This is a genomic window from Tsukamurella sp. II2bb, assembly GCF_057815145.1.
This window is the reverse complement of sequence record NZ_JBYPZI010000002.1, coordinates 38,196-63,616: the sequence shown is the minus strand read 5'-3', so window position 1 is coordinate 63,616 and position 25,421 is coordinate 38,196. Positions and strand designations below refer to the sequence as shown.

23 protein-coding genes are annotated in these 25,421 nt (G+C 70.9%); 7 read left to right on the top strand and 16 right to left on the bottom strand.

Going from position 1 to position 25,421, the window contains the following annotated elements:
• Nucleotides 1-39: 39 nt before the first annotated feature.
• The 4 genes from ypfJ (at nt 40) to AC21LY_RS06255 (ending at nt 3,820) form a co-directional block, all read left to right on the top strand.
• Nucleotides 40-936 carry a KPN_02809 family neutral zinc metallopeptidase gene (gene ypfJ, locus AC21LY_RS06270; protein ID WP_489045489.1) on the top strand — a complete coding sequence of 299 codons (897 nt, stop codon included), beginning with the start codon at nt 40-42 and terminating at the stop codon, nt 934-936.
• A gap of 12 nt (nt 937-948) precedes the next feature.
• A complete protein-coding gene (locus AC21LY_RS06265) occupies nt 949-1,419 on the top strand; it encodes a hypothetical protein (RefSeq protein ID WP_489045488.1) in 471 nt (156 codons plus the stop codon).
• A gap of 148 nt (nt 1,420-1,567) precedes the next feature.
• The gene (locus AC21LY_RS06260; RefSeq protein ID WP_489045487.1) at nt 1,568-2,119 is read left to right on the top strand and encodes a hypothetical protein; all 552 of its coding nucleotides are present in this window, start codon (nt 1,568-1,570) and stop codon (nt 2,117-2,119) included.
• Nucleotides 2,120-2,185: 66 nt separating this feature from the next.
• Entirely contained in the window at nt 2,186-3,820 is a 1,635-nt protein-coding gene (locus tag AC21LY_RS06255; RefSeq protein WP_489045486.1) for a DUF885 domain-containing protein, read from the top strand.
• Nucleotides 3,821-3,923: 103 nt separating this feature from the next.
• Here the strand turns inward: AC21LY_RS06255 and AC21LY_RS06250 are convergent, their stop codons facing one another.
• From AC21LY_RS06250 to AC21LY_RS06240, 3 genes are all read right to left on the bottom strand, one after another.
• Nucleotides 3,924-5,111, bottom strand: a complete 1,188-nt coding sequence (locus tag AC21LY_RS06250) for an IS30 family transposase (protein ID WP_489045485.1) — start codon at nt 5,109-5,111, stop codon at nt 3,924-3,926.
• A 126-nt stretch (nt 5,112-5,237) separates the two neighbouring features.
• Complete coding sequence (locus AC21LY_RS06245) at nt 5,238-6,119, bottom strand: diacylglycerol/lipid kinase family protein (RefSeq protein WP_489045484.1); 882 nt, start codon at nt 6,117-6,119, stop codon at nt 5,238-5,240.
• The gene (locus AC21LY_RS06240) at nt 6,116-7,705 is read right to left on the bottom strand and encodes an FAD-binding oxidoreductase (RefSeq protein WP_489045483.1); all 1,590 of its coding nucleotides are present in this window, start codon (nt 7,703-7,705) and stop codon (nt 6,116-6,118) included. Before AC21LY_RS06240 ends, AC21LY_RS06245 begins: the two co-directional genes overlap by 4 nt.
• A 15-nt stretch (nt 7,706-7,720) precedes the next feature.
• Here AC21LY_RS06240 and AC21LY_RS06235 point away from each other — a divergent pair, with 15 nt between their 5' ends.
• Together AC21LY_RS06235 and AC21LY_RS06230 are read left to right on the top strand one after the other, a co-directional pair.
• Nucleotides 7,721-8,329, top strand: a complete 609-nt coding sequence (locus tag AC21LY_RS06235; RefSeq protein ID WP_489045482.1) for a TetR/AcrR family transcriptional regulator — start codon at nt 7,721-7,723, stop codon at nt 8,327-8,329.
• Nucleotides 8,326-9,876, top strand: a complete 1,551-nt coding sequence (locus AC21LY_RS06230) for a glycerol-3-phosphate dehydrogenase/oxidase (RefSeq protein WP_489045481.1) — start codon at nt 8,326-8,328, stop codon at nt 9,874-9,876. Before AC21LY_RS06235 ends, AC21LY_RS06230 begins: the two co-directional genes overlap by 4 nt.
• Here the strand turns inward: AC21LY_RS06230 and AC21LY_RS06225 are convergent.
• Genes AC21LY_RS06225 through AC21LY_RS06195 form a run of 7 tightly spaced genes read right to left on the bottom strand, consistent with a single transcriptional unit; the run spans nt 9,870 to nt 15,861 of the window.
• The gene (locus AC21LY_RS06225; protein ID WP_489045480.1) at nt 9,870-11,024 is read right to left on the bottom strand and encodes a GTP-binding protein; all 1,155 of its coding nucleotides are present in this window, start codon (nt 11,022-11,024) and stop codon (nt 9,870-9,872) included. The genes AC21LY_RS06230 and AC21LY_RS06225 overlap by 7 nt on opposite strands.
• Nucleotides 11,025-11,070: 46 nt before the next feature.
• Nucleotides 11,071-11,559, bottom strand: a complete 489-nt coding sequence (locus AC21LY_RS06220) for an SRPBCC family protein (RefSeq protein ID WP_489045479.1) — start codon at nt 11,557-11,559, stop codon at nt 11,071-11,073.
• The gene (locus AC21LY_RS06215; RefSeq protein WP_489045478.1) at nt 11,556-11,993 is read right to left on the bottom strand and encodes an ArsR/SmtB family transcription factor; all 438 of its coding nucleotides are present in this window, start codon (nt 11,991-11,993) and stop codon (nt 11,556-11,558) included. The genes AC21LY_RS06220 and AC21LY_RS06215 overlap by 4 nt, the downstream gene beginning before the upstream one ends.
• Before the next feature lie 33 nt (nt 11,994-12,026).
• On the bottom strand, nt 12,027-13,067 hold the full coding sequence (locus tag AC21LY_RS06210) for an Rv2578c family radical SAM protein (RefSeq protein ID WP_489045477.1): 1,041 nt from the start codon (nt 13,065-13,067) through the stop codon (nt 12,027-12,029).
• Between the two features lie 54 nt (nt 13,068-13,121).
• Complete coding sequence (locus AC21LY_RS06205; RefSeq protein ID WP_489045476.1) at nt 13,122-13,814, bottom strand: hypothetical protein; 693 nt, start codon at nt 13,812-13,814, stop codon at nt 13,122-13,124.
• Nucleotides 13,815-13,819: 5 nt separating this feature from the next.
• Nucleotides 13,820-15,127, bottom strand: coding sequence for a histidine--tRNA ligase (gene hisS, locus AC21LY_RS06200; protein ID WP_489045475.1), 1,308 nt, complete (start codon nt 15,125-15,127; stop codon nt 13,820-13,822).
• Entirely contained in the window at nt 15,124-15,861 is a 738-nt protein-coding gene (locus AC21LY_RS06195) for an MBL fold metallo-hydrolase (RefSeq protein ID WP_489045474.1), read from the bottom strand. The genes hisS and AC21LY_RS06195 overlap by 4 nt, the downstream gene beginning before the upstream one ends.
• A gap of 108 nt (nt 15,862-15,969) precedes the next feature.
• Here AC21LY_RS06195 and AC21LY_RS06190 point away from each other — a divergent pair, with 108 nt between their 5' ends.
• Nucleotides 15,970-17,070 (top strand): peptidylprolyl isomerase, encoded by a 1,101-nt coding sequence (locus AC21LY_RS06190; protein ID WP_489045473.1) that lies wholly within the window; start codon nt 15,970-15,972, stop codon nt 17,068-17,070.
• Between the two features lie 46 nt (nt 17,071-17,116).
• Here the strand turns inward: AC21LY_RS06190 and AC21LY_RS06185 are convergent, their stop codons facing one another.
• The 6 genes from AC21LY_RS06185 to AC21LY_RS06160 all read right to left on the bottom strand — a co-directional run bounded on the left by AC21LY_RS06185 (nt 17,117) and on the right by AC21LY_RS06160 (nt 25,400).
• On the bottom strand, nt 17,117-19,450 hold the full coding sequence (locus AC21LY_RS06185) for a RelA/SpoT family protein (RefSeq protein WP_489045472.1): 2,334 nt from the start codon (nt 19,448-19,450) through the stop codon (nt 17,117-17,119).
• A gap of 39 nt (nt 19,451-19,489) precedes the next feature.
• Nucleotides 19,490-20,086 (bottom strand): adenine phosphoribosyltransferase, encoded by a 597-nt coding sequence (locus tag AC21LY_RS06180; RefSeq protein ID WP_489045471.1) that lies wholly within the window; start codon nt 20,084-20,086, stop codon nt 19,490-19,492.
• Complete coding sequence (secF, locus tag AC21LY_RS06175; protein ID WP_489045470.1) at nt 20,079-21,215, bottom strand: protein translocase subunit SecF; 1,137 nt, start codon at nt 21,213-21,215, stop codon at nt 20,079-20,081. Before secF ends, AC21LY_RS06180 begins: the two co-directional genes overlap by 8 nt.
• Before the next feature lie 2 nt (nt 21,216-21,217).
• Entirely contained in the window at nt 21,218-22,774 is a 1,557-nt protein-coding gene (secD, locus tag AC21LY_RS06170; RefSeq protein ID WP_489045468.1) for a protein translocase subunit SecD, read from the bottom strand.
• A gap of 85 nt (nt 22,775-22,859) precedes the next feature.
• Nucleotides 22,860-23,195, bottom strand: coding sequence for a preprotein translocase subunit YajC (yajC, locus tag AC21LY_RS06165; protein WP_489045467.1), 336 nt, complete (start codon nt 23,193-23,195; stop codon nt 22,860-22,862).
• A gap of 96 nt (nt 23,196-23,291) precedes the next feature.
• Nucleotides 23,292-25,400: a RecQ family ATP-dependent DNA helicase gene (locus AC21LY_RS06160; protein WP_489045466.1), complete on the bottom strand. Its 2,109-nt coding sequence runs from the start codon at nt 25,398-25,400 to the stop codon at nt 23,292-23,294.
• Between the last annotated feature and the right edge of the window lie 21 nt (nt 25,401-25,421).

Sequence of the window (25,421 nt, the reverse complement as noted above, 5' to 3'; positions counted from 1 at the left end):
TACACCCGTGGACACCCGTCTCGTGGAAAGCTGTTGGGCATGACCTTCAGGGACGACAGTTCTATCGACTCCAGCGGTGCGAGCGCAGGTGGTGGCGGCGGCGGAATGGGCCGCGGCATGGTCATCGGTGGCGGCGGCATCGGCACCGTCGTGATCGGCCTGATCATCTACTTCCTGACCGGCAGCACCGGCGGCGTCACGCAGCAGCCGGCGCAGCCGGGTGCCGGACAGGGCCTCTCCGCCGGCGCGGAACAGGTCAAGCGCGACATCGCCGCGTGCAAGACGGGCGCGGACGCGAACAAGAACACCACCTGCCGCATCGTCGCGACGTCGAACTCCCTGGACAAGGTCTGGGCGACGCTCGTCCGCGGTTACCAGAAGCCCGCGGCGCTGAAGATCATGCCCACGGATGCGCAGGCCATCAACACCGCGTGCGGCGTCGCCAGTGCCGACACCGGGCCGTTCTACTGCCCCGCGGACCACTGGGCGGTGTTCCAGCTGGACTTCATGGAGCGCGTGCTCAAGAAGATGGGCGGCTCGAACGCGCCGTTCGCGCAGGAGTACGTCGTCGCGCACGAGTGGGGTCACCACATCCAGACGCTGCTCGATGACATCAAGAAGGCGCAGCAGGGCAGCGGCGCGCAGGGCGGCTCGGTCCGCGTCGAGCTGCAGGCCGATTGCTACGCGGGTGTGTGGGCGTCGAAGGCGGACAAGGGCGCGGACGCGATGCTCAAGCCGCTCACCCAGCAGGACATCGCGGGCGCGATCCAGACGGCCCAGGCCATCGGTGACGACACGATCCAGCGCAACGCGGGTCGCAACCCGAATCCGGAGTCGTTCTCGCACGGCACCTCGGCGCAGCGCGTGAAGTGGTTCTCCCAGGGCTACAAGACGGGCGACATGAAGCAGTGCAACACCTTCACCGGCACCATCTGATCCGGCGATTCGATGCTCGAGACGTTCATCCGCTGGGCCGCGTTCTTCGGCGGCTGGCTCCTCTTCGCGGGTCCACTCATCCAGGCCCGGCTCGAACTGGAGGCGGAGGCCGCTGAGCTGCGCAGCATCCGGGCGATTCCGGACGCGGCCCTGCCGCCCGTACGGCTCTCGCGCTGGTGGTGGCTGCTCCCGCCGTTGGCGCTGTACCTGACCCGGCGCCGGCAGGCCAGGTACATCGCGGAGGTGCGTGAGAAGCTCACGCCCGAGCAACGACGGGGCCTGTGGCACTTCTTCTCCGTCGCCTGGGCCTGGCTGGCCGTCGCCTCCGGCGCGTTCCTCATCGCACTCAAGGAGACCTACGAACTCTCGCACCACCACCATTGGGGTGTGCCGGCGTTCTGGATCCTCTGCTTCATCGGCCTCGTCACCGTGAACGGCGTGAACGCGGCGACGATGAAGAAGGCGCCGGACCGGGCGTCGTGAATCCACGGCTCAGAGCCCACACAAGGCCATATCTGGCTTCGTGTGCCGTCTAAGCCGAGGATTCACCGGGCACGCGACGTGCCGCACACGGCGCCGCGATCGCGCGTAACGTGTCGACTCCCATCTGGTTCAGCACCGAGGAGCCGTCATGACCGACCGAACTCCGAACGAAGAACCGACAACCGGTCACGCCGCGGATCCGCCTCCCGGACCCACCAGGACATCACCGGTCGTTCTCGGCGTCGCCGTCACCCTGATCGTGGTCTTCGTCGTGGTCTCCATCCTGCTCATGACCTGGGCTGACGACGCCAGCGCGACCGAGACGGTGTGGTCACGCTACATGTACATCTACGGCGGCTTCGAAGCCATCGTGTTCACCGGCGCCGGCTGGCTGTTCGGCACACGCGTCAGCCGGAGCGCGGTCAAAGTCGCCCAAGCCGATGCAGCAGCGGCGAAAAAGGATGCCGCAGCCGCGCAAGAGGAGGTCAGCAAGAGCAAGAAGCTACTCGGCATGGCGCGCATCGTCGCCGACACTGTCGATACACGGCACGCAACCAGTCATGTCAGCTTCGCAGAGGTGGGACCGAGTCAACCGGCAGAAGCCGACGCACCGGTCCACCCCGAACGTCCGGCGTCCGACGAATCCAGCACGATACTCACGGCGTTCAAGCGAGAACTCGACCGTCTCTATCCACGATGATCGGTGATTCGCCTCCGCGCGGGTCCGATGGCGCTCGTTCAACGAGCGCGCGCATAGGCTGGGCGCATGGCTGACTCCACCCCTGCGGGCACCCCGATCGATGCACTGGCGGATCGTCTGGCGCTACGACTCGCGGAGGTCGACCCGATCGAAGCCACCGCGGTCGGCATCACCGACTTCGACGACCGCCTCACCGACTTCTCCCCCTCCGGCGTCGCCGCCCGCACCGCGGTCGCACGCGAGACGCTCGCCGAACTCGCGACGCTCACGCCCCGATCCGACGCCGATCGGGTGACCGCGGACGCGCTGCGCGAGCGGCTCGGCGTGGAGGTCGAGCTCGCCGAGGCCGGGCGCACCGTCGGCGATCTCAACGTGATCGCCTCCCCGCTCCAGGCGATCCGGGACGTCTTCGACCTCATGCCCGACGGTGACCCGCGCCTCGCCGCCCGGCTCGCAGCCGTCCCGGCGGCCGTCGAATCGGCGATCTCCGGTCTGCGTGCCCGGCTCGCGGACGGGTCCTGGCCCTTCGCCGAACTCCAGGTCCGCGAGGTGCTCGCGCAGGCGCGGGAGGCGGGCGGACAGGTCGTGGCGAACGCGGCGCGGACGGCGGAGGAGGCACCGTCGACCCTGACGGACGAGATCACAGCGGCCTTCGCCCGCTACGCGGAGGTCCTCGAGACGGAGATCGCGCCCACGTCCGTCCCGGTGGACCGGCCCGGCGGCCTCGGCGTCGGCCGCGAGGTGTATCCGCTGTACTCGCGCCTCTTCCTGGGCACCGCCGTCGATCTCGAGGAGACGTACGCCTGGGGGCAGGAACTCCTGGCGTCGATCGTGGCGGAGCAGCAGGAGGTCGCGGAACGGCTGTACCCGGGCGCGACGGTCGCCGAGACGCTGACCAGGCTCGACACCGAGCCCCGGTACACCCTGCACGGCACCGACGCGCTCCGCGAGTGGATGCAGCGCACCTCCGACGAGTCCGTCGCGGCCCTCGCGGGTACCCACTTCGACATCCCCGCGCCGCTGCATCACCTGGACTGCCGGATCGCACCCAGCAGCAGCGGCGGCATCTACTACACCGGGCCGTCGGCGGACCTGACCCGGCCCGGCGCGATGTGGTGGTCGGTGCCGCACGGCGTCACCGAGTTCCACACCTGGCAGGAGAGGACCACCGTCTATCACGAGGGCGTGCCCGGCCATCACCTGCAGATCGGGCAGGCCGTGATCGCGCCGCTCAACCGCTGGCGCAAGCTGTACTCGTTCACGTCGGGCCACGGCGAGGGCTGGGCGCTGTACGCCGAGCGGCTCATGCGCGACCTGGGCTTCTTGGGCGACGACGGTGACCTCATGGGCATGCTCGACTCGCAGCGGCTGCGCGCCGCCCGCGTCGTACTGGACATCGGTGTGCACTGCGGCTTCGAGGCGCCCGCAGAGGTGGGCGGCGGCGCGTGGACCTACGACAAGGGCTGGGCGTTCCTGCGCTCGCACGTCGCCATGTCCGACGAGCAGCTGCGCTTCGAGTACCACCGCTACCTCGGTTGGCCGGGGCAGGCACCGTCGTACTCCGTGGGCCAGCGCGTCTGGCAGCAGACCCGCGACGCCTACCTCGCCGCGCGCCCGGGGTCGTCGCTGAGGGACTTCCACCGCGACGCCCTCGCCCTCGGCGGCATGGGACTGGACACCCTGCGCGCCGCGATCGTTTAGAGCTGCCGCATCGGTAGCGCGGCCGAGATACGCACAGAGCACGACATCTTTCGAAGCGTTCTGCGACGAATCCGTCGGGCGGATCCAATGGGCTAGCGCAACACTAAGCGGCCAGGTCCGATAGTAGCTGGTCGAGCGCCTCGGATGGCGTGCGCCAGTTGAGGCGTTTGCGGGGCCGGCCGTTCAGTTCGGCAGCCACGAGGTCGAGGTATCCCGGCCCCCACTTGGAGAGGTCGGCGCCTTTGGGAAAGTACTGGCGGAGAAGACCATTCGTGTTCTCGTTCGTCCCACGCTGCCACGGAGAATGGGGATCGCAGAAGTAGATGTCCACGCCTGTGGCGGCGGCGATCGACTGATGGTGGGCCATCTCCGCGCCTTGATCCCACGTCACGCTCCGTCGCAAGTGCTCGGGCAGCGCGGTGATCTTGGCGATCATCGCCGCCGCGACGGTATCCGCGCTGTGGTCGCCGGGAAGGTGCAGCAGCATCACGAAGCCGGTCGCACGCTCGACGAGCGTGCCGATCGCCGACCCCGACTCGGTCGACCCGAGGATCAGATCGCCTTCCCAGTCGCCGGGGATCGCTCGATCCTCGACCGCTTTCGGGCGTTCGCTGATGTTGACCATCTCCTGGATGAACCGGCGTCGTTCCGTGGTGCGATGCGGCTTGCGCATCGTTCTGCCGGTGCGAAGATGCCTGGTCAACTCCCGTTTGAGCTCACCGCGACCCTGCACATACAGAGCCTTGTAGATCGTCTCGTCAGACACGCGCATCTCCGGATCATCGGGAAACTCCACCCGCAGCCGGTGGGAGATCTGCTCCGGACTGTAGTTGCTCGTCAGCCACTGCTGCACCACCTCACGCAGCCGCGGGCAGGCCGCCAACTTCGTCGGGGTGTCACGATGCGCGGCAGCTTCGGCCCGCCGCTGCGCGGTCGACGCGCGATACCGCGCCGGGTAGACGTACTCCTTGTCCTTGACGAACGTCGACGCCGTCCCCAGCCGCCGCAGTTCACGACTAATCGTGCTCGGTGCCCGATCCAGCCGCCGCGCGATCTCGTTGACCCCGACCTTCTCGGCCCTCAGCAACGCGATCTCCTCCCGCTCGGCGAACGATAACCGCTGGTAAGAACCACGACACGGGACACGAACAGCTGGCTTCACACCACCACACTGCCGGAACCACTTACGGGCGGTGCTGTCCGACACACCCGCAGCGACAGCCGCCTCAGCGACCGGCAACTCCCGCCGAATCCCCTCCCAGAACTCACCTTCACGCCCACGCAGATACACAACGCATCACCCTTCAGACTGGGTGTTGCGCTAGCCCCTTGGACCCAAGTCGATTCGCATCGCAGAACGCTTCGAAAGATGTTGCCCCCGGCCGGCTCTGAGGCGCCGAGGTCCTCGCACCCCGGCTCAGCGGGGCACGAGGACCGGGAGCACGGCCTTCCTGATGCGAACGGTGACGGGCAGTTCCTGCAGGTAGTCGCCGTCGGCATGGACGGGGATGGGGCGATCGGCGGAGACGACGACCTCCTGGCCGCTGAAGGTGAGGACCTCGGGCCGGGCGACGTGCCGGCCCGTCTTCGCCTCCCCCATCGCGCCGATCAGCTTGAGCTTGTTGCCGGCACCGTCGACGGCGAGGACGTCGATGCGGCCGTTACCGGACGAGGCGGCGGGGACCATGTGCAGGCCGCTGCCGTACCAACCCGAGTTGGCGATGACCACCATGTGCACCGGACCGGAGTGGACGGCACCGTCGACCTCGATGCGGAAGCCGGCGGGCTTCCAGCGCAGCGCCGCGATCGCCGGCGCGAGCCGATACGCGAGCGGCCCCATCCAGCGGAGCCGGTTGATGAGCTCCGTGGCCACGGAGTCGAGGCCCACGTAGACGTTGCCGACGGCGACCTCGTCGCCGATGGTCAGGATGTCGAGGTCGGCGCGGCGGCCGTCGGTGAGGACGTCGGCGATGGCCGACGGCTCGTCCGGCAGGCGCAGGTGGCGGGCCATGTCGTTGCCGCGGCCGGCCGTGACGATGCCCATGGGCGCGCCGGGCACGCGGAGCACGCCGGTGGCGACCTCGCGGATCTGGCCGTCTCCACCGACGGCGACGGTCAGCGCACCGGAGGCTGCGGCCTCCTCGGCTCGCCGCCGGGCGTCGGCGCCCGACGTGGACTCCACGACCGCGGTCACCACGTCCCGACGGGCGAGTTCCGCGGCGACGGCCGCCCACCGCGTACGCGCGACCCCGCCGCCCGAGATCGGGTTGAGGATCGCGACGACATCCGCGCCGCTCACGGGAGCAGGATCCCGGGGTTGAGCACGCCCTGCGGGTCGAGGGCGGCCTTGACCGCGCGCAGCGCCGTCACCTGCACGTCGCCGATCTCCTCCAGGTAGGTGGCGCGGTGGTCGGTCCCGACGGCGTGGTGGTGCGTGATCGACGCGCCGGCCGCGCGGATCGCGGCGTTCGCGGCGGCCTTGGCGGCGCCCCACTGCGCGAGCGGATCCTCCAGCGCCTTGCAGATGACGGTGAAGTACAGCGAGGCGCCGGTCGGGTAGACGTGCGAGATGTGGCACATCACGACGGCGGGCGTGCCCTGCTCGCCGAGCGCGCCGGTGAGCGCGGCGGTCACGTCGGCCTTGAGCCGGTCGAGGTTGGACCAGAAGGTCACGGTCTCGAGCGTCTCGACCAGCGCGCCCGCGTCGAGCAGCGGATCGCGCAGGTAGGGGCCGCGGAACCGGCCTGCGCGCCAGGCCTCGCCGGTTTCCTCGCCGAGGAACTCGCCACCGAGCTCGACGAGGCGCGCCGAGACGTAGCCGTCGCGGCAGTCGACATCGGGCTCGTCGCCCTCGAAGCCGACCACCATGAGGCAGCCGCCCACCGCGGCCTGGCCCGCGGCGCCGGGGTTCGCCAGGTTCAGGCCGGTCTCGGCCTCGTCGGACAGGCGCAGCACCGTCGGGCGGACCGAGCCCTGGGCGAGCACGCGCATCGCATGCGCGCCGGCGACGAAGTCGGGGAAGCGCCAGCCGTAGAACCGGCGGACCGCCGGAACCGGGTGCACGCGGACGCGCACCGCGGTGACCACGCCGAACGCGCCCTCGGAGCCGAGGAAGAGGTGCCGCAGGTCCGGCCCGGCCGCCGACTTCGGGGCGGTGCCGATCTCCGCGACCCCCTGCGGCGTCGCGACGGTGAGCCCGACGACCATCTCGTCGAACCGGCCGTAACCGATGGAGGACTGCCCGGCCGAGCGGGTCACGGCGCAGCCGCCGACGGTGGCGCCCTCGTAGGACTGGGGGAAGTGGCCCAGCTCGAAGCCCTGCTCGGCGAGGAGCCGCTCCGCCTCGGGCAGGCGGGTGCCGGCGGCGAGGGTGGCGACCTGCGAGACCACGTCGAGGTCGATCAGGCCGGTGAGGCCGCGCAGGTCGAGCGCCACGACGGGCTTGCTCCGCTCCGGCGCGAGGCCGCCGGTCACGGAGGTGCCGCCCGCGAACGGGCTGAGCGTGAGGTCCTTGGCGGCGCACACGGCGAGGACCTCGGCCACGTGCTCCGCGGTCGACGGGGTGACCACGACGTCCGGCGCGTCGGCGGTGTCGCCCGCGCGGAACTTCAGCAGGTCCGGCGTGGAGAAGCCGCGCAGGTGGCCGAGCCGGGTAGCGTCATCGGTGGCGACCGTCACACCCGTCTTCTGCAGAGCGGAGAGCGCGCGACCGGATACCCGGGAGGGCATCAGGAAGGGCTGCTCAGGCTCGCCCGGGCCGCCGTCGATGCCGAGCATGGTGAGCGCGCCGAGCACCGAATCGGACAGGTGCATGGGGTTGGCCGGATCGCCCCAGCGCCCGGGCTCGAAAGCGACGACGGGGAGATCAACCTCGGACGAAATCATGATACATTTGTACACATGATGTCGCAGGATCTCAATCCCCGTGGTGCGGCGACCCGGGGCCCGGCCAACGCCGTCGACGACGAGCACATCCTGGACGCCGCGCGCGATCTGATGTCGACCATCGGCATCCGCCGGACCACGATGGCCGACGTCGCCCGCACCGCCCAGGTCTCGCGCGCGACGCTCTACCGGCGCTACCCCAACGTGCAGGCCCTCGCCGCCGCCGTCACCACCCGCGAGTTCGTCGCCGCGCTCACCTCGGTCGGCCTGTTCGACGGTGCCACCGGCCGCGAGACCATGGCCCGCACCGTCGCGCACGTGACCGCCGCGGCGCGCTCGCACCCCCTCCTGCGGCGCATCGTCGAGCTCGATCCCGAGTTCCTCATGCCCTACTTGCTGCACCGCACGGGCCGCACCTCACGCGCGCAGCTCGAGGCGCTCACCACCGGCATCATCGCCGGCCAGGCCGACGGCAGCATCCGTGCCGGAGAGCCCGCCGAACTCGCCGCGGTGGTGTTGCAACTGGCGTGGTCGTCGGCGCTGACGGGCCCCGTCTTCACCCCGTCGGCCGACCTGCTGGACGCGCAGCTCTTCGACCTCATCGACCGGTACCTCAAGCCGTGATCGCCGCGCTCGACTCGCTCCCCTCCGCCTCGCGGCTGTCCGCCGCGCGCCGCTCGGCAGACCTCGCCGCGCTGGAGGCCGACCCCGCCGTCGACCTGCTCGTGATCGGCGGCGGCGTCACCGGCACCGGCGTCGCGCTCGACGCCGCGAGTCGCGGCCTGAGCGTGGCGCTGGTCGAGAAGCACGACCTGGCCTTCGGGACGAGCCGCTGGTCGAGCAAGCTCGTGCACGGCGGCCTGCGCTACCTCGCGTCCGGCGCCGTCGGGATCGCGCACGAGAGCGCCGTCGAGCGCGACGCCCTGATCCGCACCGTCGCACCGCACCTCACTCGGCCCCTGGCCCAGGTGGTGCCCCTGCTCGGCGACCTCTCCCGACGGGACGCCGCCCTCACCCGCATCGGCTTCCTCGCCGGCGACGTGCTGCGCCGCACGGCGGGGACGCCCTCGTCGGAGCTCGCCCGGTCGCGCCGGATCCCGGCCGAGGAGGTGGCCGCCATGGCACCCACCGTCCGGCGGGCGGGGCTGCGCGGCGGCCTGCTCAACTGGGACGGACAGCTCACCGATGACGCCCGACTCACCGTCGGGATCGCGCGCACGGCAGCGGCGCACGGGGCCACGATCCTCACCCACTGCGCCGCGTCGCAGGTCACCGGCACCGCCGCGACGGTGACGGACGAGCTCACCGGCCGCTCGTTCACCTTCCGCGCGAAGACCGTGATCAACGCGACGGGCGTCTGGTCGGGCACCGTCGACCCCACGGTGACGCTCCGGCCGAGCCGCGGCACGCACCTCGTCTTCCGGCAGGAATCTTTCGGCGGCCTCACCGCCGGCCTGACTGTGCCCGTGCCCGGCTCCTTCGGCCGGTACGTCTTCGCGCTGCCACAGCCGGACGGGCGGGTGTACGTGGGGCTGACCGACGAGGAGGCCGACGGCCCCCTGCCCGACGTCCCGACGCCCTCGGACGACGAGATCGACTTCCTGCTCGCGACCGTGAACCTCGCACTGGAGAGCCCCCTGACCCGCGCCGACGTGGTCGGCACGTTCGCCGGCCTGCGCCCCCTCCTGGACTCGGGCGCCGGGCAGACCGCGGACGTCTCGCGCAAGCACGCGGTCCTCACCCGGGCCGACGGCCTCGTGACGGTCGTCGGCGGCAAGCTCACGACGTACCGGAGGATGGCGGAGGACGCGGTTGACGCCGCGCTCTCCGCAGCGGGCCTCACAGCCGGGCCGTGCGTCACCCGGACGCTGCCGCTCGTCGGCGCGGCACCGCGGGCCGAGCTGCGCCGGATCGACGCGCCGGAGCGGCTGGTCCGCGCGTACGGCACCGAGGCCCCCGTGGTCGCCGCCCTGGCTGCGGCGGACCCGGCCCTCGCGGCGCCCGTCGCCGAGGGCACCGAGGTCACCGGGGCCGAGTTGGTCTTCGGCGCCCTGGCGGAGGGCGCGGTCACGCCTGCGGACCTGCTCGAACGGCGCACGCGCTTGTCCCTGATCCCGACGGTGGCCGCGGCGGCCGCCGACGCCGCGCGCGCCGCCCTCGCGCGTCAGTGATGATGCGCGGGCACGTTCCACGCCGGTAGCCGGTCCGGGTAGCGAACCCAGGCCTCCGGCCCCTCGGCGACCTCGTCGTCGGTGAGCAGCGCACGGTCGAGCAGGGCGCGCATCCGATCGGCGTCGAGCCGCACACCGATGAAGACCAGCTCCTGCTGCGGCACACCGTCGACCTGCGACCAGTACGCGGCGGGCTCGATGGTGAGGTTCGGCCCGGCCTGCGACCACACTCCGACGAGGTCGGGGCGGCTCGCGATCCAGCAGAACCCCTTGCTCCGGAGTACGGCGCGCACCTCGCCGAGGGACTCCAGGAGCCGCTGCGGGTGGAAGGGCCGGTCTGCGCGGTACGCCGTCGAGGAGATGCCGTACTCCTCGGTCTCGGGCACATGCCCGCCGATCACCTCGTCGTCCCAGCCCGCGACCGCCGACGCGGCGTCGTGGTCGAACAGACCCGTGCCGATCACCTCGGACACGGCGATCTCGCCGCGCCGGAGCGGACGGACCCGGGCGCGCGGGTTGAGCCGGCGCACCGTCGCCTCGACGGCACCGGCCGCCGCCGCGGAGACCAGGTCGAGCTTGCTGATCAGCACGACGTCGGCGAATTCGACCTGATCGATCAGGAGGTCGGCTATCGACCGCTCGTCGCCCGCCGCCGCTCCCATGCCCCGCTGGGCGAGGCTCGATCCCCGCGCGATCTCGCCGAGGAAGGTGCTGGCATCGACGACGGTGACCATCGTGTCCAGTGCGGCGACGTCGCCGAGGCGGCTGCCGTCGTCGAAGGTCCAATCGAAGGTCGCTGCCACCGGCATCGGCTCGGAGATACCCGTGGACTCGATCACGAGGTGATCGAAGCGCGGCTCCCCGTCGGGCGTGCGCTGCCGGGCGATGGCACCGACGGCGTCGACCAGGTCCTCGCGCAGGGTGCAGCAGATGCAGCCGTTGCTCAGTTCGACGAGCTTCTCCTCGGTGCGGTCGAAACCGCCGAGGTCGACCAGCGCGGCATCGACGTTCACCTCGCTCATGTCGTTGACGATCACGGCGATGCGCAGACCCTCGCGGTTGGTGAGGAGGTGGTTGAGCAGGGTGGTCTTGCCGGCGCCGAGGAAGCCGGAGAGGACGGTGACGGGGAGCGGGGCGGAGGTAGGCATGCCACTAATAGTAATCATTTTCATTAGTGGCGCCACGGCGGGCCCGTCAGCCGCCCGTGTAGTGCTCCGCCATCGCCGGGAAGTAGTCGTCGAAATCCGGTGCGGCATCGCCCTTCTCGGCGGCAACGAGCGCGTCGAGGTAGTACTCCCAGCCCGGTCCGACTTCGGCGGCATTCGCAGCATCGTCGAGGTGATGGACGAAGGTCAGGCGGGTGCGGTCACCGTCGGGCTCGACGAACGCCTCGAGGTTCCACTCGCCGTACTCGTCGGTCGCGCGCACGCCGAGCCGGCGGGGCGGCTCGCAGACGGTGATGGTCATCGGGATCACCGGCGCACCCTCCTCGAAACCCAGCGTCACCTGCACCACCGAACCGACGCCCGGCTCGCCCGTCCACGCGCCGAACCAGCGCGCGGTCCGGTCCGGCTCGGTGATCGACGCCCACACCTCGTCGACGCCGGCGTCGAAGTAGCGCTCGAGTATCAGGTCGCGTCCGCCGCCGGTGGCCTCCACGCGTCCCGTCGCCTGCTTGGTCATGCCGTACCCCGTTCCCATGTGCGATCGGCGTCTCCGGTCGCTTCAATGTCATCGCCGTCGCCCCGGCTGCGCGCGCGGTCGCGCCGTGCGCGATGCACCTCGGTCTCCAGCGCGGGCGAGGCGAGCAATCCGGCCAGGCGCGCAGGTCCGCGCACCCGCGCCAGCCAGTCGTCGACCTCGTCGAGAGCGTCCGGCCGCAGGACGTAGGTCCGCTCGCGTCCGTCGGCGTCGCCGCGTTCCCGGTCCTCGCGATCCGCGCCTCCGCGATCCGCCTCGACGAGGCCCGACTCGCGGAGTACCCGCAGGTGCCTACTCACGGCCGGGCGGCTGATGTCGAACTCCGCAGCGATCCGCCCCGCGGTCATCGGAGCACCGCTGAGCAGGACCACGATCCGGCGACGCACCGGGTCGGCGATGGCTGCGAAGGCGCTCACCCGAGAAGCGTAACTCAGCGGTTACGCACCTGTCTAGAAGAGCGCCTCCTGCAGATCCGGCGCGGCGGCGCCGTGGATCCGGGGCGTGCGCGGGACGCGCTGCGGCGGGCTCGCGTACGGATCCTCCAACCGCACCAGCCCGAACTCCTCCAGCATCGGCGTGACGCGGGCCCGCAGATGCGCGCGGTACTCCGCCGAGACCCGGCCGGTGGAGCCGTAGAGCTGCCGGTAGCGGCGCACCAGCATCGGATGATTCTCGGAGAGCCAGCCGAGGAACCAGTCCCGGTACCGTCCCGTGAGGTTGAGCGCCATCACGGAGGCGCTGGCGGCGCCCGCCTCGGCGAGGGCCGCGAAGAGGGCACGCAGCGACGCCGCATCGTCGGTGAGGTACGGGACGACCGGCGCGACCATGACATGGCACTCGAAGCCCGCATCGGCGATGGCACGGATCAGGTCCAACCGCGCCTCCGGCTTGGGCGCTCCCGGCTCGAGCGATCGCTGGAGTTCCGGATCGAGCAACGCCAAGGACACCGACAGCTGGACCGGAACCCTGGTGGCCGCCGTGGCGAGCAGCGGAAGGTCGCGGCGCAGGAGCGTGCCCTTGGTGAGGACCGAGATCGGCGAGCCCGCGCCCGCCAGGGCGCCGATCACGCCCGGCATCAGCCGGTACCGGCCCTCCGCCCGCTGGTAGGGGTCCGTGTTCGTGCCGAGCGCCACCGGCTCACCCCGCCACGACGCCCGGCGCAGCTCCTTCTTGAGCACCGAGACCAGGTTCGTCTTGACCACGATCTGGTTGTCGAAATCGCCCCCGGCGTCGAACTCCAGGTACTCGTGGCTGGACCGGGCGAAGCAGTAGGTGCAGGCGTGGGTGCACCCGCGATACGGATTGACCGTCCAGGTGAAGGGCAGCGCCGACGACTCGGGCACCTTGTTCAACGCGCTCTTGCACAGCACCTCGTGGAAGGTGATGCCCTCGAACTCCGGCGTCGTGACCGTGCGCCCGAGTCCCTCGAGGCCGGGCAGCGCACGCACGCCCGAGCCGGCTTCGCTCAGCAGCTGACCATCCCATCGCACATCCCTAGTCGAACATTTTGTTCGAGGGTAGTCAAGTATTCGAACGCGGCGCGCCTACCAGGGCGGGCGGGCGATCTCGTCGACCTCGGCGGCCGTGAAGACCAGCTCCTCGGAGCCGCCGACCTCCCGGGCGATCCCCGCGGCCCGGAACAGGGGCCTGTCCCGCATCGGGGTCGACGATGCCTGCGCCCGCGCCTGCTCCGCGAGCACTCGCGCGACATCGCGCACGTCGGAGTCGCGATGGCGATCGAGCGCCTCCGCGAGCCGCCGGGTGCCGAGCATCGGCAGCTCCCGTCCGCGCACGCGGCCCCGGACCGAGTCCTCGTACAGGGCGACCGGCAGCCGCACCGTCGTCCGGCCGTGCCGCAGGCGCAGCGAGACCTGCGCGAACCGGGCCACCTCGGCGACCAGATCGACCTCGTCGGCGGCCATCAGATTCATCCGCCGCGTGCGCAGGGTGCGGTGCGTGAGCACCCGGTGGTCCAGCACCACCCGGCGCCGCGCGACACCGAGATAGCCACCGAGGCCCGGCGCGGCGCCCGCGATCAGCACCGCGATCCCCCACCCCGGCCCCGCCAGGACGGCGACCACGACGGCGACGAGCACCGTCGCCGCCAGGCCCACCCCCAGGGCCCGACGCACCTTCGGCAGCACCACCCGCGGCGGGATCAGATCCACGTCGACGGCGTCCTCCGCGCTCAGCTCCCGCGGATCGCGGGCGCCGGGCTCGGCGGGACTCGACGACACGGGCGCTACCCTGCGCTCTCGGGGCTCTCGTTGCTTTCCGTCACGATCACGTCCACGACGGTATCGAGTGGCAGCGCCCGCTGCTCACCCTTCGCCAGATCCTTGAGCATCACCACGCCCTGCTCCAGCTCCGAATCGCCCAGAATCAGGGCGAACCGGGCGCCGGAGCGATCCGCGGCCTTCATCGCGCCCTTCATCGCGCGATTGCCGTAGGCCATGTCGGCGGCGACGCCGGCGTGGCGCAGGCGTCCCAGGAGCGGGACCATCGCATCGCGCGCGGCATCGCCGAGCGGCACCCCGAAGGCGACGACGCGGGGCGACGACGGCGCGCGCTTGCCCTCCGCCGCGAGGGCCAGCAGCGTGCGGTCGACCCCTAGCCCGAAGCCGACGCCGGTGACGCCCTCGCGTCCGCCGAGCTGCTCGACGAGGCCGTCGTAGCGGCCGCCGCCGCCGATGCCGGACTGCGCACCGAGACCGTCGTGGACGAACTCGAAGCAGGTCTTGGTGTAGTAGTCGAGGCCGCGCACCAGGCGGGGGTTCACGACATAGGGCACGCCGAGCGCGTCGAGGTAGCCGAGCACCTTCTCGAAGTGCTCCTTCGGCTCCGGCGTGAGGTTGTCGATCATGAGCGGCGCGTCGGCGGTCATCGCCTTCACCTCGGGCCGCTTGTCGTCGAGCACGCGCAGCGGGTTGATCTCGGCGCGGCGCCGGGTCTCCTCGTCCAGGTCGAGCGCGAACAGGAACTCCTGCAGCTTCTCGCGGTACTGCGGGCGGCACGTCGCATCCCCCAGCGAGGAGATCTCCAGCCGGAAGCCGTCGAGGCCCACACTGCGGTAGGCGCGGTCCGCGACCGCGATCACCTCGGCGTCGAGGGCGGGATCGTCGACGCCGATCGCCTCGATGCCCACCTGCTGCAGCTGCCGGTAGCGGCCCTCCTGAGGGCGCTCGTACCGGAAGAAGGGCCCGGCGTACGCGGCCTTGACCGGCAACTGGCCGCGGTCCAGGCCGTGCTGGAGCACGGCGCGGACGACGCCCGCGGTGCCCTCGGGGCGCAGCGTCACCGACCGGTCGCCGCGATCGGCGAAGGTGTACATCTCCTTCGCGACCACATCCGTCGACTCGCCGACGCCGCGGGCGAAGAGCGTGGTGTCCTCGAAGATCGGCAGCTCGATGTAGCCGTACCCCGCCTCCGCGGTCGCGCGCAGCAGCGCGGTGCGCACGGCCAGGAAATCGGCCGAGCTGTTCTTCTCCCCCGACGGCACCGGGATGTAGTCCGGGATGCCCTTCGGTGCCTGGAAGCTACCGGCGCTCACAGTCCGTATCGTCCTTTCCGCTCCCCGGGCGTCTGGGTGCCCGTGAGTCCCTGCAGGAACGGGTTCGCGGCGCGCTCCCGTCCGATGGTGGTGGCCGGCCCGTGCCCGGGCAGCACGACGGTGTCGTCGCGCAGGGGCAACAGCTTCTCGGCGATCGAGCGCAGGAGCCGCTCGTGGCTGCCGCCCGGCAGGTCCGTCCGGCCGATCGAGCCCTGGAAGAGCACGTCACCGTCGAAGGCGACGGTGACCGTCTCGCCCTCGACGGGGGTCCCGTCACCGTCGACCGCGGGAGCAGCGACGGTGAAGACGATCGACCCCGCGGAGTGGCCGGGCGCGTGGTCGACGCCGAAGGTGATGCCGGCGAGTTCGACGGGCTCGCCGTCGACCAGGTCGATCACCTTCTGCGGCTCGACGAAGACCTGGTCGCCGATCATCGCGCCGAGCGCCGCGCCGATCCCGACCGCGGGATCGGCGAGCATCGGCCGGTCGCCCTCGTGGATGTACACCGGGATGCCGTACTCGTCGGCGAAGGGCTGCGCGGTCCACGTGTGGTCGAGGTGACCGTGGGTGAGCAGGACCGCGACCGGATTGAGGCGGTGCTCGGCGAGGAGCTGCTTGAGGGGCCCGACAGCGTCCTGACCGGGGTCGATGACGACGGCGTCGGAGTCCGGACCGGCTGCCACGACGTAGCAGTTGGTCTGGAACACCCCCGCGGGGAATCCGGTGATCAGCATCCGACCATTGTGGCACCAGACCCGGTGACGGCGTCCATCAGGTTTAGCTGGCAGACTTGGCGATCAGTCGTGCCCGCCGGATGTCGGTAATGAGGAGGTCGTCACACCGTGCCGAGCAATGAAGAGCGTCGCCAGGCCGCTCGCGAGAAACTCGCGAAGCAGAACGAGCGGCGCGAAGCGGATGCCCGCAAGCGCAAGATCAAGGCCGGCGCGATCGCCGGCGTCGTCGTGCTCGGGCTGGTCGCCGCCGGGTGCTACATCTGGCTCCCGCAGGGGCCGAGGGCCCCCCTCCGGGTCGGTGCCGAGGACCGGTACAACTCCCTGCACGTGAGCTGCGACTTCGCCGACCGGCCCGACCAGGGGGCGTCACTGCGGGAGAACATCGCGAAGGCCCGGCAGCAGATCGCGCAGCAGAAGACCGGCATGGACAAGCTGCCCGCGGATCAGAAGAAGACGGCGCAGGACCAGATCGACGCCGTGGAGAAGCAGATCGTCGAGGCGGAGAAGTCGCTGCCCGCGCTGGACAAGCTGAAGACGAAGAACGAGGGCGTCGCCAAGCCCGAGGGCAAGGACGTTCCGAACACCGGGACCGCCACCGGCACGATCACCACGAACGCCGGCATGATCGGCTTCGAGCTCGACCGGTCGAAGGCGCCGTGCAACGTGCAGACCTTCGTCACGCTGATCCAGGCCAAGTACTTCGACGGCACCACCTGCCACCGCGAGGTCAACAGCCCGGCGGATCCCAAGGCCGGGTCCACCGACCTGTTCGTCCTGCAGTGCGGTGACCCGACCGCGACCGGCAGCGGCGGCCCGAACTGGACCTCGCCCGACGAGAAGCCCTCCTTCCTGCAGAAGGCGGGCGGGGCCGCGAACCCGATGCAGACCACCCCGAGCGTGATCTACCCGGCCGGCACGATCGCCGTCGCGAATGCGAACACCGAGGCCAATCCGATGACCGGCCAGCCCGGGACGACCAACACCGGGTCCAGCCAGTTCTTCCTGGTCTACAAGGACACGACGCTGCCGGCCAACTACGCCGTGATCGGCAAGGTGGACGACGCGGGCCTGACCGTGCTGCAGCAGATCGCGAAGAAGGGCATCGTCGCCAAGGACGGCGCGCCCGCTCCGAAGCCCGGCGACAAGCCGGTCACCGACGGCAAGCCCAAGGATCCGGTGAACATCACCACCATGGCGCTCGCGTCCTAGCCGAGCCAGATCGAACGCCCCCGCCATCGGCGGGGGCGTTCGTCGTTCACTGGGCCGAGGTCACGCGGTAGACGTCGTAGACGCCCTCCACGTTGCGGACCACGTTCAGCACGTGCCCGAGGTGCTTCGGATCGCCCATCTCGAAGGTGAAGCGCGACACCGCGACCCGATCGCGGGACGTGGTCACCGAGGCGGAGAGGATGTTGACCTTCTCGTCGGCGAGCACCTTCGTCACGTCCGAGAGCAGACGGTGCCGGTCGAGCGCCTCCACCTGGATCGCGACGAGGAAGACCGACGACGCCGACGGCGCCCACTTGACGTCGAGGAAGCGCTCCGGCTCCTTGCGCAGCTCCGCGACGTTGGTGCAGTCGGTGCGGTGCACGCTCACGCCGCCACCGCGCGTGACGAAGCCGACGATCTCGTCGCCCGGCACCGGCGTGCAGCACTTGGCGAGCTTCGCCAGCACGCCCGGCTGCCCGGTGACGAGCACCCCGACGTCGGTCGACGTACTCGGGCCCGAGATGGTCGACGGGGTGCTGCGCTCCGCGAGCTCCTCCGTGGCCTCCTCGATGCCGCCCAACTGCTCGAGCATGCGCTGCACGACGGTGTGCGCGGACACCTGGTGCTCGCCGACCGCCGTGTACAGCGCGGAGACGTCGGCGTAGCGCAGTTCCTTGGCGATGCCCGCCATCGACTCCGCGTTGGTCAGGCGTTGCAGCGGAAGGCCCGAACGGCGCACCTCCTTGGCGATGGCGTCGCGGCCGTTCTCCAGCGCCTCCTCGCGGCGCTCCTTGGCGAACCACTGCCGGATCTTGGCCTTGGCCCGCGGGGAGACCACGAAGGACTGCCAGTCGCGCGACGGCCCCGCGTTCTCGGCCTTACTGGTGAAGACCTCGACGACCTCGCCGTTCTCCAGCTTGCGCTCCAGGGCGACCAGCCGGCCGTTGACCCGGGCGCCGATGCAGCGGTGCCCGACCTCGGTGTGCACGGCGTAGGCGAAATCGACGGGAGTGCTGCCCGCGGGCAACGTGATCACATCGCCCTTCGGAGTGAAGACGAAGATCTCCTTGACCGCCAGGTCGTAGCGCAGCGACTCCAGGAACTCCCCCGGATCCGCCGCCTCCCGCTGCCAGTCGAGCAGCTGGCGCATCCACGCCATGTCGTCGACCTCGGCGGTGTCGGTGCCGCCCTTGCCGTTACGGCCCTTGGTCTCCTTGTAGCGCCAGTGCGCGGCGATGCCGAATTCGGCCGTGCGGTGCATCTCCCGGGTGCGGATCTGCACCTCCAGGGGCTTGCCCTCCGGACCGATGACGGTGGTGTGCAGGGACTGGTAGACCCCGTACCGCGGCTGGGCGATGTAGTCCTTGAACCGGCCCGCCATCGGCTGCCACAGCGAGTGCACCACGCCCACCGCCGCGTAGCAGTCCCGCACCTCGTCGCACAGGATCCGCACGCCGACGAGGTCGTGGATGTCGTCGAAGTCGCGGCCCTTGACGATCATCTTCTGGTAGATCGACCAGTAGTGCTTCGGCCGGCCCTGCACATCGGCGACGATCCGCTGCACCGCGAGGGCGCCGTTGATCTCGGCGCGCACGGCCGCCAGGTAGGTGTCCCTCGACGGTGCCCGATCGGCCACGAGCCGCACGATCTCGTCGTACTTCTTCGGGTGCAGGATGGCGAAGGCCAAGTCCTCCAGCTCCCACTTGACCGTCGCCATGCCGAGCCGGTGCGCGAGGGGCGCGATCACCTCGAGCGTCTCGCGGGACTTGCGGGCCTGCTTCTCGGGCGGCAGGAAACGCATGGTGCGCATGTTGTGCAGCCGGTCGGCGACCTTGATCACCAGCACCCGCGGATCGCGGGCCATGGCGATGATCATCTTGCGGATGGTCTCCGCCTCGGCGGCGTTGCCGAGTGCCACCTTGTCGAGCTTCGTGACGCCGTCCACCAGGTGCGCGACCTCGGAGCCGAACTCCGCGGTGAGCTGCTCGAGGGAGTAGCCCGTGTCCTCGACGGTGTCGTGCAGCAACGCCGCGACGATGGTGGTCGTGTCCATCCCGAGCTCGGCGAGGATCGTCGCGACGGCCAGCGGATGCGTGATGTACGGGTCGCCCGACTTGCGCATCTGCGAGGCGTGGCGCTGCTCGGCGACGTCGTAGGCCCGCTCGATGAGGGCCACGTCCGCCTTCGGATACACCTCCCGGTGCAGCGCGACCAGCGGCTCGAGCACGGGCCGCACATGATTGCGCGCGCCCGTCATCCGGCGCGCCAGGCGGGCCCGGACCCTGCGGGTCGTGGACCCCGTGGTCTCCTGGGGCACGCCCGGCTGACCCGGCGCGTCCGGTGTCCGCGCTGTGTCCGACCCCTGCGACTGCAACGACATGGTGCCTCCCCGCCCGGACGGAAGAACTGGACTAGGGATTCAGCCTACCGAGACCGCGGACACCGTGACGGCCCCGCCGGCCGATTGCTCGAGCCGAGCCCGTCCGCCGAGCGCCTCGAGCTCCAGGACGACCGCCACCCGATCGACGATCGCCCCGGCGCGCCGCAGCAGCGCGACCGCCGCCCCGACGGTGCCGCCGGTCGCGAGAACGTCGTCGACGACGAGGATCCGCTTGCCCTCGAGCGCGATCCCCTCCGCGGGGATCTCGAGCGCCGCCGAACCGTATTCGAGCTGGTACTCCTCCCGCAGCACGGGCGGCGGGAGCTTGCCCGCCTTGCGCACCGCGAGGATGCCCACCCCCAGCCGCAGAGCCACCCCGGACCCCAGGAGGAAGCCCCGCGCGTCGAGGCCTGCCACCAGGTCGACGGTGACGGCACCGTCGCCCCCACTGCCCGCCGCGCCACCCGCCACGCCACCCGACTCGCGGCCCGCCGCGGCGAGCGCGTCGATGACGGCGGCCAGCGCGGCACCGTCGGCGAAGACGGGCGTGAGGTCCGCGAAGACGACGCCCGGCTCCGGGAAGCCGGCGACGTGCCGGGTGTGCGCGGCGACCGCCGCGCGCGCCGCGTCAGTCACGCCGACGGCCGCGCTTGGACTGCGGACGGGCCGGGGCCCGATCGAGGCGTACGGCGCCCGGATCCGCTGCGGCCACCGCGTCCGTGGCCTCGCCCGCCTCGGCGCGGGCACGGCGGGCCAGCACCTTCTCGTTGTGCGCCCGGTACTGCGGGCGCCGCTCCTTGAGCGAGACCAGCAGCGGCGCGGCGAAGAACACCGACGAGTAGGTGCCGACCAGGACGCCCACCAACTGGATCAGGCCCAGGTCCATCAGCGTTCCGACGCCCAGCATGCCCGCGGCGACGACCATCAGCGCGATGATCGGCAGCGCCGAGATCACGGTGGTGTTGATCGAGCGCATGAGCGTCTGGTTGATGGCGAGGTTCGCCTGCTCCCCGTAGGTGCGCCGGCCGGTGTTGAGCACCCCGCGCACGTTCTCCGCGACCTTGTCGAAGACGACCACCGTGTCGTACAGCGAGAAGCCGAGGATGGTGAGCAGGCCGATCACGGTGGCCGGGCTGACCTCGAAGCCCGACCAGGCGTAGACGCCGGCCGTGACCACCACGTCGAAGAACAGGGAGGCGAGCGCGGCGAGCGCCATGTCCCATTCGCGGAAGCGGACCGCGATGTAGATCGTGACGAGGACGAGGAAGACGGCGAGCGCGATCAGGCCGCGCTGCGTGATCTGATCACCCCAGGTGGAACTCACCCCCGAGAAGCTGATCGTGTTCTCCGCCGGCTTGCCGTCCTGCGCGGGCGGGTGGAAGGCCTCGAAGAGCGCGTTGCGCGCCTGGGTGATCTGGTTGTTGTCCAGCTCGGACAGCGCGACCTGGTAGGTCTGGGCGGCCCCGGTACCCGCGGTCTGCACGGCCGAGGGCTCCACGCCCGTCGCCTCGCGCACCGTCTCGCGGACCTTGGCGGTGTCGACCCGGGAGTCGCCCACCGGGAACTGGATCTGGGTGCCGCCCTCGAAGTCGATGCTGAACTTGAAGCCGGGGATCAGGATGCCCAGGATGGCGATCACGATGATCACGCCGGTGGCGATGTAGTACCTCCGGCGCTTGCCGACGATGTCGAAGGCGCCGGTGCCGGTGTAGAGCTTGGTGAAGAAGGACGCGTTCTTCTCGCTCGCGATGCTGGTGTCGGTCATGCTCACGCCTCCCCGGTGGTAGCTGCGACGCGCTTGCGTTCCCGGCCGATCGCGGCCACGGCGCCGAGGCCGTTCATCGACGGCTTGGCGAAGAAGTCCGTCTTCGACGCGAAGTACACCAGCGGGTGGGTCACGAGGAAGACGATGACGACGTCGAGGATGGTCGACAGGCCGAGCGTGAAGGCGAAGCCCTGCACGTCGCCCACGGCGAGCACGTAGAGCACGACCGCCGACAGCAGCGAGACCGCGTTACCCGTCCAGATCGTGCGCCGGGCGGACGCCCAGCCGCGTGGCACCGCGGACCGGAAGCTCCGGCCCTCTCTGATCTCGTCCTTGATCCGCTCGAAGTAGACCACGAAGGAGTCGGCCGTCATGCCGATGCCGATGATCACACCGGCGATGCCCGCGAGGTCGAGCGAGTAGCCGATCCACCGGCCGAGCAGGACCAGCAGACCGTAGAGCAGCGCGACCGACAGGGCCAGCGACAGCGCGACCAGCACGCCGAGCGCGCGGTAGTAGGCGAGCGCGTAGATCAGCACGAGCACCAGGCCGATCGCGCCGGCGATGAGACCGGCCTTGAGCGATTCGAGGCCGAGCGTGGCGCTCACGGTCTGCGCGGTGCCGGGCTTGAAGGACAGCGGCAGCGAGCCGTACTTGAGCACGCCTGCGAGGTCGCCGGCCGTCTTCTGGTTGAAATCGCCCGTGATCTGGGTCTGGCCGCCGGTGATGGGGCCGTTGATGTTCGGGGCGGTGATCACCTGCGAGTCGAGGACGAAGGCGGCCTGCTTGCCCACGTTCTTCGAGGTGAAGTCGGCCCACACCCGGGAGGCGTCGCCCGTGAACTCCAGGGTCACGACGTACTGGACCTGGTTCTGCGGGATGCCCGACGACGCGTTCTTGATCGACTGCCCGTCGATGATCGCGGGGCCCAGCGTGTAGACGGCGCGCGGCTGCCCCTCCTTGCGCTCCTCGGGACGATCGCAGGTGACGAGCGGCTTGGCCGGATCGTCGTTGCCGGCGAGCGGGTCCGACGGGAGGTTGCAGTTGAGGCTCTCGGCCGCCTTCTTCTGCACGGCCGGGTCGGTCGACTGGCGCGTCTCCCGCGCCTGCGCGATCGCCTTCTTCGCCGTCTCGGGATTCGTGAGGTCCGGCGCGGGGGTGTTCACGGCGGCGGCCGGCTGGGAGCCGAGCACCGGCCGGACCTTGAGCTGCGCCGTCTGGCCGAGGGTGCGGGCCTGATCGCCGTCGGTGCCGGGGACCGTGATGATCAGGTTCCGGCCGTTGATCTTGACCTCGGAGCCGGAGACGCCCAGGCCGTTGACGCGCTTGTTGATGATGTCGCGCGCCTGCTCCATCTGATCCGCCTTCGGATCCTGACCGTCCGGGGTGACGGCCTGCAGCACGACGGAGGTGCCGCCCTGCAGGTCGATGCCGAGCTTGGGTTTCGGCTGGCGGTCCCCGGTGAAGAACACCAGCCCGAAGACCACGAGCAAGATCAGCCCGAAGGCGATGAGGAGTCGCGACTCGGTGCGGTCGCTACTCGATGTTTTCCTGGCCACGGGCGGTTACGACTCCTCGGCGTGCGGAACTTCCCCGGCGGGCGCTGCCGGAGAAGTTCGTCGGTGGTGAAGGTGATGCTGGAAGTCAGCGGTCCTCGGACCGCTTGTCCACGTCGATCGGGTTCTCGTCGGAGATGGTCTCGATCGACGGGGCACCGAGTTCCTCGGGGGTCAGGACCTTGGCGATGGCGCGCCGGACCCACGTGGTGGTGATGCCGGGCGCGATCTCCAGGTCGACGGTGTCCTCACCGAGGCCGACGACGGTGCCGTAGAGCCCGGTGCTCGTCATGACCTTGGTGCCCGGGGTGAGACTGGACTGCATCTCCATGGTGGCGTTCATCTGCTTCTTCTGCTTCCGGAACTGGAAGAACATGAAGACGAGCATCAGGACGAGCAGTAGGGGCAGCAGCAGGTTTCCCATGGTTCTCCTTGGTGGTGTGGTCGCAGGCGCTCCGCGACCTCGCCGCCCAGGTCTTAGGCAGCACTCGGTGTTCCAGTGTTCCACATCTCGCAGCGGTCAGGCCGGACGGTGCACGACCAGCGGCAGCACGACCGCCGCTCCGGCCTCCCGCAGCCGTGCCGCGGCGACGGTCACCGCCCACCCGGTGCCGGACTCGTCGACGACGAGTAGCACCGAACGCCCCCGCACGGCCGTGCCCGCGGCCCCGACGTCGATCACGTCGAGCCAGTGCGCCGCCTCCTGGGCGCCGGAGGCGTCGCGCCCGGGGGCCGGACCGCGCGGCACCGGCAGGGTCACCCGGTCCAGCCGGCCGACCTCGGCGATCCGATCGGCGACGGGCTCGACCGGCGCGGGACGATCGGTCAGCTGCAGCGAAGCGACGATCTCCGGGCGGGCGCGCCACTGGTCCCGCCACCGCGACAGGGTAGCGACGGCGGCGTCCGCCAGATCCGCGATCGCCCGCTCGTCGCCCGTCCGGGCGGCGCCCAGCGTGCCCGTCCATTCGGGGGCGTCGGCGAAGACCAGCACCCGACCGGGCTCGGCGGCGAGATCCGGCTGAATCCGGCCCTTGCGGCCCGCGACGCCACCCGGCCACATCTTGCGCGGCTCGAGCACCTGGCTCTGGGAGCGCAGTGCGCCCGCCACCGCACGCGCGGTCTCGGGCGGTACCGGGTCCCCCAGGCCGTCGGGCACGTGACCGAGACAGACGGAGCAGCGTCCGCAGGGCGCCGCTTCGGGATCGTCGAGCGACTCGGTGAGCAACTGCATCAGGCACCGCTCACCCCGGGTGTAGGCCCGCATGATGTCCGCCTCGCGGCGGCGGGTGGCGACGATCCCCTCGTAGTGCGCCGCGTCGTAGTGCCAGGGCGCGCCCGTGGCGCGGTAGCCACCGTCGACCCGCTCCACCGCACCGTCGACGGCGAGCTGCTTGAGCATGAGATCGATCCGGGTGCGGCGCAGCCCCGTCGCGGCCTCGAGGGCGATGGCGGAGAGCCCCTCCCCCGACTCGTTCTCGGCGAGGGCGCCGAGGACGCGGTCCATCTGCTGCGGATCCGGGATCGTGGCCGTGGCGAAGTAGTCCCACACGCCCGCATCGGATTCGGAGGGCAGGAGCGCGACGACGGCGTGATCGATCGCGCGGCCCGCACGACCGACCTGCTGGTAATAGGACACGGGCGAGGGCGGCGAGCCCACGTGGACCACGAAGCCGAGATCCGGCTTGTCGAAGCCCATCCCGAGCGCCGAGGTGGCGATGAGGGCCTTGATCTCGTTGGCGCGCAGGGCGTCCTCGAGCCGCGCCCGGGTATCCGGGTCGAGCTTGCTCGTGTACGCCGCCACCGGATAGCCGGGCCCGTGCACCGCGCGCACACCGTCCACGAGGCGCTCGGCGTCCGCCACCGTGAGGGCGTAGACGATGCCGGAGCCGGGCAGGTCCGGCAGGTGCCGGGCCACCCAGGCGTACCGCGTGATCGGCGCCAGCGCGGGCAGCACGTTCAGCTGCAGCGAGCGCCGCGCGAGCGGGCCCCGCAGCACCAGGGTGGCGTCACCGAGCTGCGCCGCCACGTCCTCGGTGACGCGGGCGTTGGCCGTCGCCGTGGTGGCGAGCACCGGGGTCTGCGGATGCAACCGGGTGAGCACGTCGGAGACCCGGCGGTAATCGGGCCGGAAGTCGTGCCCCCAGTCGGACACGGCGTGCGCCTCGTCGATCACCAGCAGCCCGAGGGAGCCCTCGAGGGCGGAGAGCACCCGCCGGCCGAAGGACGGGTTCGCCAGGCGCTCGGGCGAGACGAGCAGCACGTCCACCTCCCCCGCGGCGAGCGCGGCCTCGATCGCGCTCCACTCCTCGAAGTTCGACGAGTTCAGCGTGGCCGCGCGCAGCCCCGCGCGGCCGGCGGCGGCGACCTGGTCGCGCATCAGCGACAGCAGCGGGGAGACGATGAGCGCCGGCCCGGCCCCCTCCGCCCGGCGCAGCGCCGTGGCCACCCAGTAGACGGCGGATTTGCCCCAGCCCGTGGCCTGGACGACGAGGACCCGGGCGGCGGGTTCCAGGAGCGCCGCGATCGCGGTCTCCTGATCGGCCCGCAGCGCGGCTCCCGGCCCGGCCAGAGCCTCGATCACCCGCCGCGCCCGCTCCGCGCGGGCCCCCGTCAACGTGCTCTCCGACATGGTGCGTACCCCCTGATCGAC

What these genes read in the sequence shown, in the direction of transcription:
- ypfJ (WP_489045489.1), top strand. Translation starts at nt 40, where the DNA reads ATGACCTTCAGGGACGACAGTTCTATCGACTCCAGCGGTGCGAGCGCA.
- AC21LY_RS06265 (WP_489045488.1), top strand. Translation starts at nt 949, where the DNA reads ATGCTCGAGACGTTCATCCGCTGGGCCGCGTTCTTCGGCGGCTGGCTC.
- AC21LY_RS06260 (WP_489045487.1), top strand. Translation starts at nt 1,568, where the DNA reads ATGACCGACCGAACTCCGAACGAAGAACCGACAACCGGTCACGCCGCG.
- AC21LY_RS06255 (WP_489045486.1), top strand. Translation starts at nt 2,186, where the DNA reads ATGGCTGACTCCACCCCTGCGGGCACCCCGATCGATGCACTGGCGGAT.
- AC21LY_RS06240 (WP_489045483.1), bottom strand. Translation starts at nt 7,705, where the DNA reads ATGATTTCGTCCGAGGTTGATCTCCCCGTCGTCGCTTTCGAGCCCGGG.
- AC21LY_RS06235 (WP_489045482.1), top strand. Translation starts at nt 7,721, where the DNA reads ATGATGTCGCAGGATCTCAATCCCCGTGGTGCGGCGACCCGGGGCCCG.
- AC21LY_RS06225 (WP_489045480.1), bottom strand. Translation starts at nt 11,024, where the DNA reads ATGCCTACCTCCGCCCCGCTCCCCGTCACCGTCCTCTCCGGCTTCCTC.
- AC21LY_RS06220 (WP_489045479.1), bottom strand. Translation starts at nt 11,559, where the DNA reads ATGACCAAGCAGGCGACGGGACGCGTGGAGGCCACCGGCGGCGGACGC.
- AC21LY_RS06195 (WP_489045474.1), bottom strand. Translation starts at nt 15,861, where the DNA reads ATGCTGATCACCGGATTCCCCGCGGGGGTGTTCCAGACCAACTGCTAC.
- AC21LY_RS06185 (WP_489045472.1), bottom strand. Translation starts at nt 19,450, where the DNA reads ATGTCGTTGCAGTCGCAGGGGTCGGACACAGCGCGGACACCGGACGCG.
- secF (WP_489045470.1), bottom strand. Translation starts at nt 21,215, where the DNA reads ATGACCGACACCAGCATCGCGAGCGAGAAGAACGCGTCCTTCTTCACC.
- yajC (WP_489045467.1), bottom strand. Translation starts at nt 23,195, where the DNA reads ATGGGAAACCTGCTGCTGCCCCTACTGCTCGTCCTGATGCTCGTCTTC.
- AC21LY_RS06160 (WP_489045466.1), bottom strand. Translation starts at nt 25,400, where the DNA reads ATGTCGGAGAGCACGTTGACGGGGGCCCGCGCGGAGCGGGCGCGGCGG.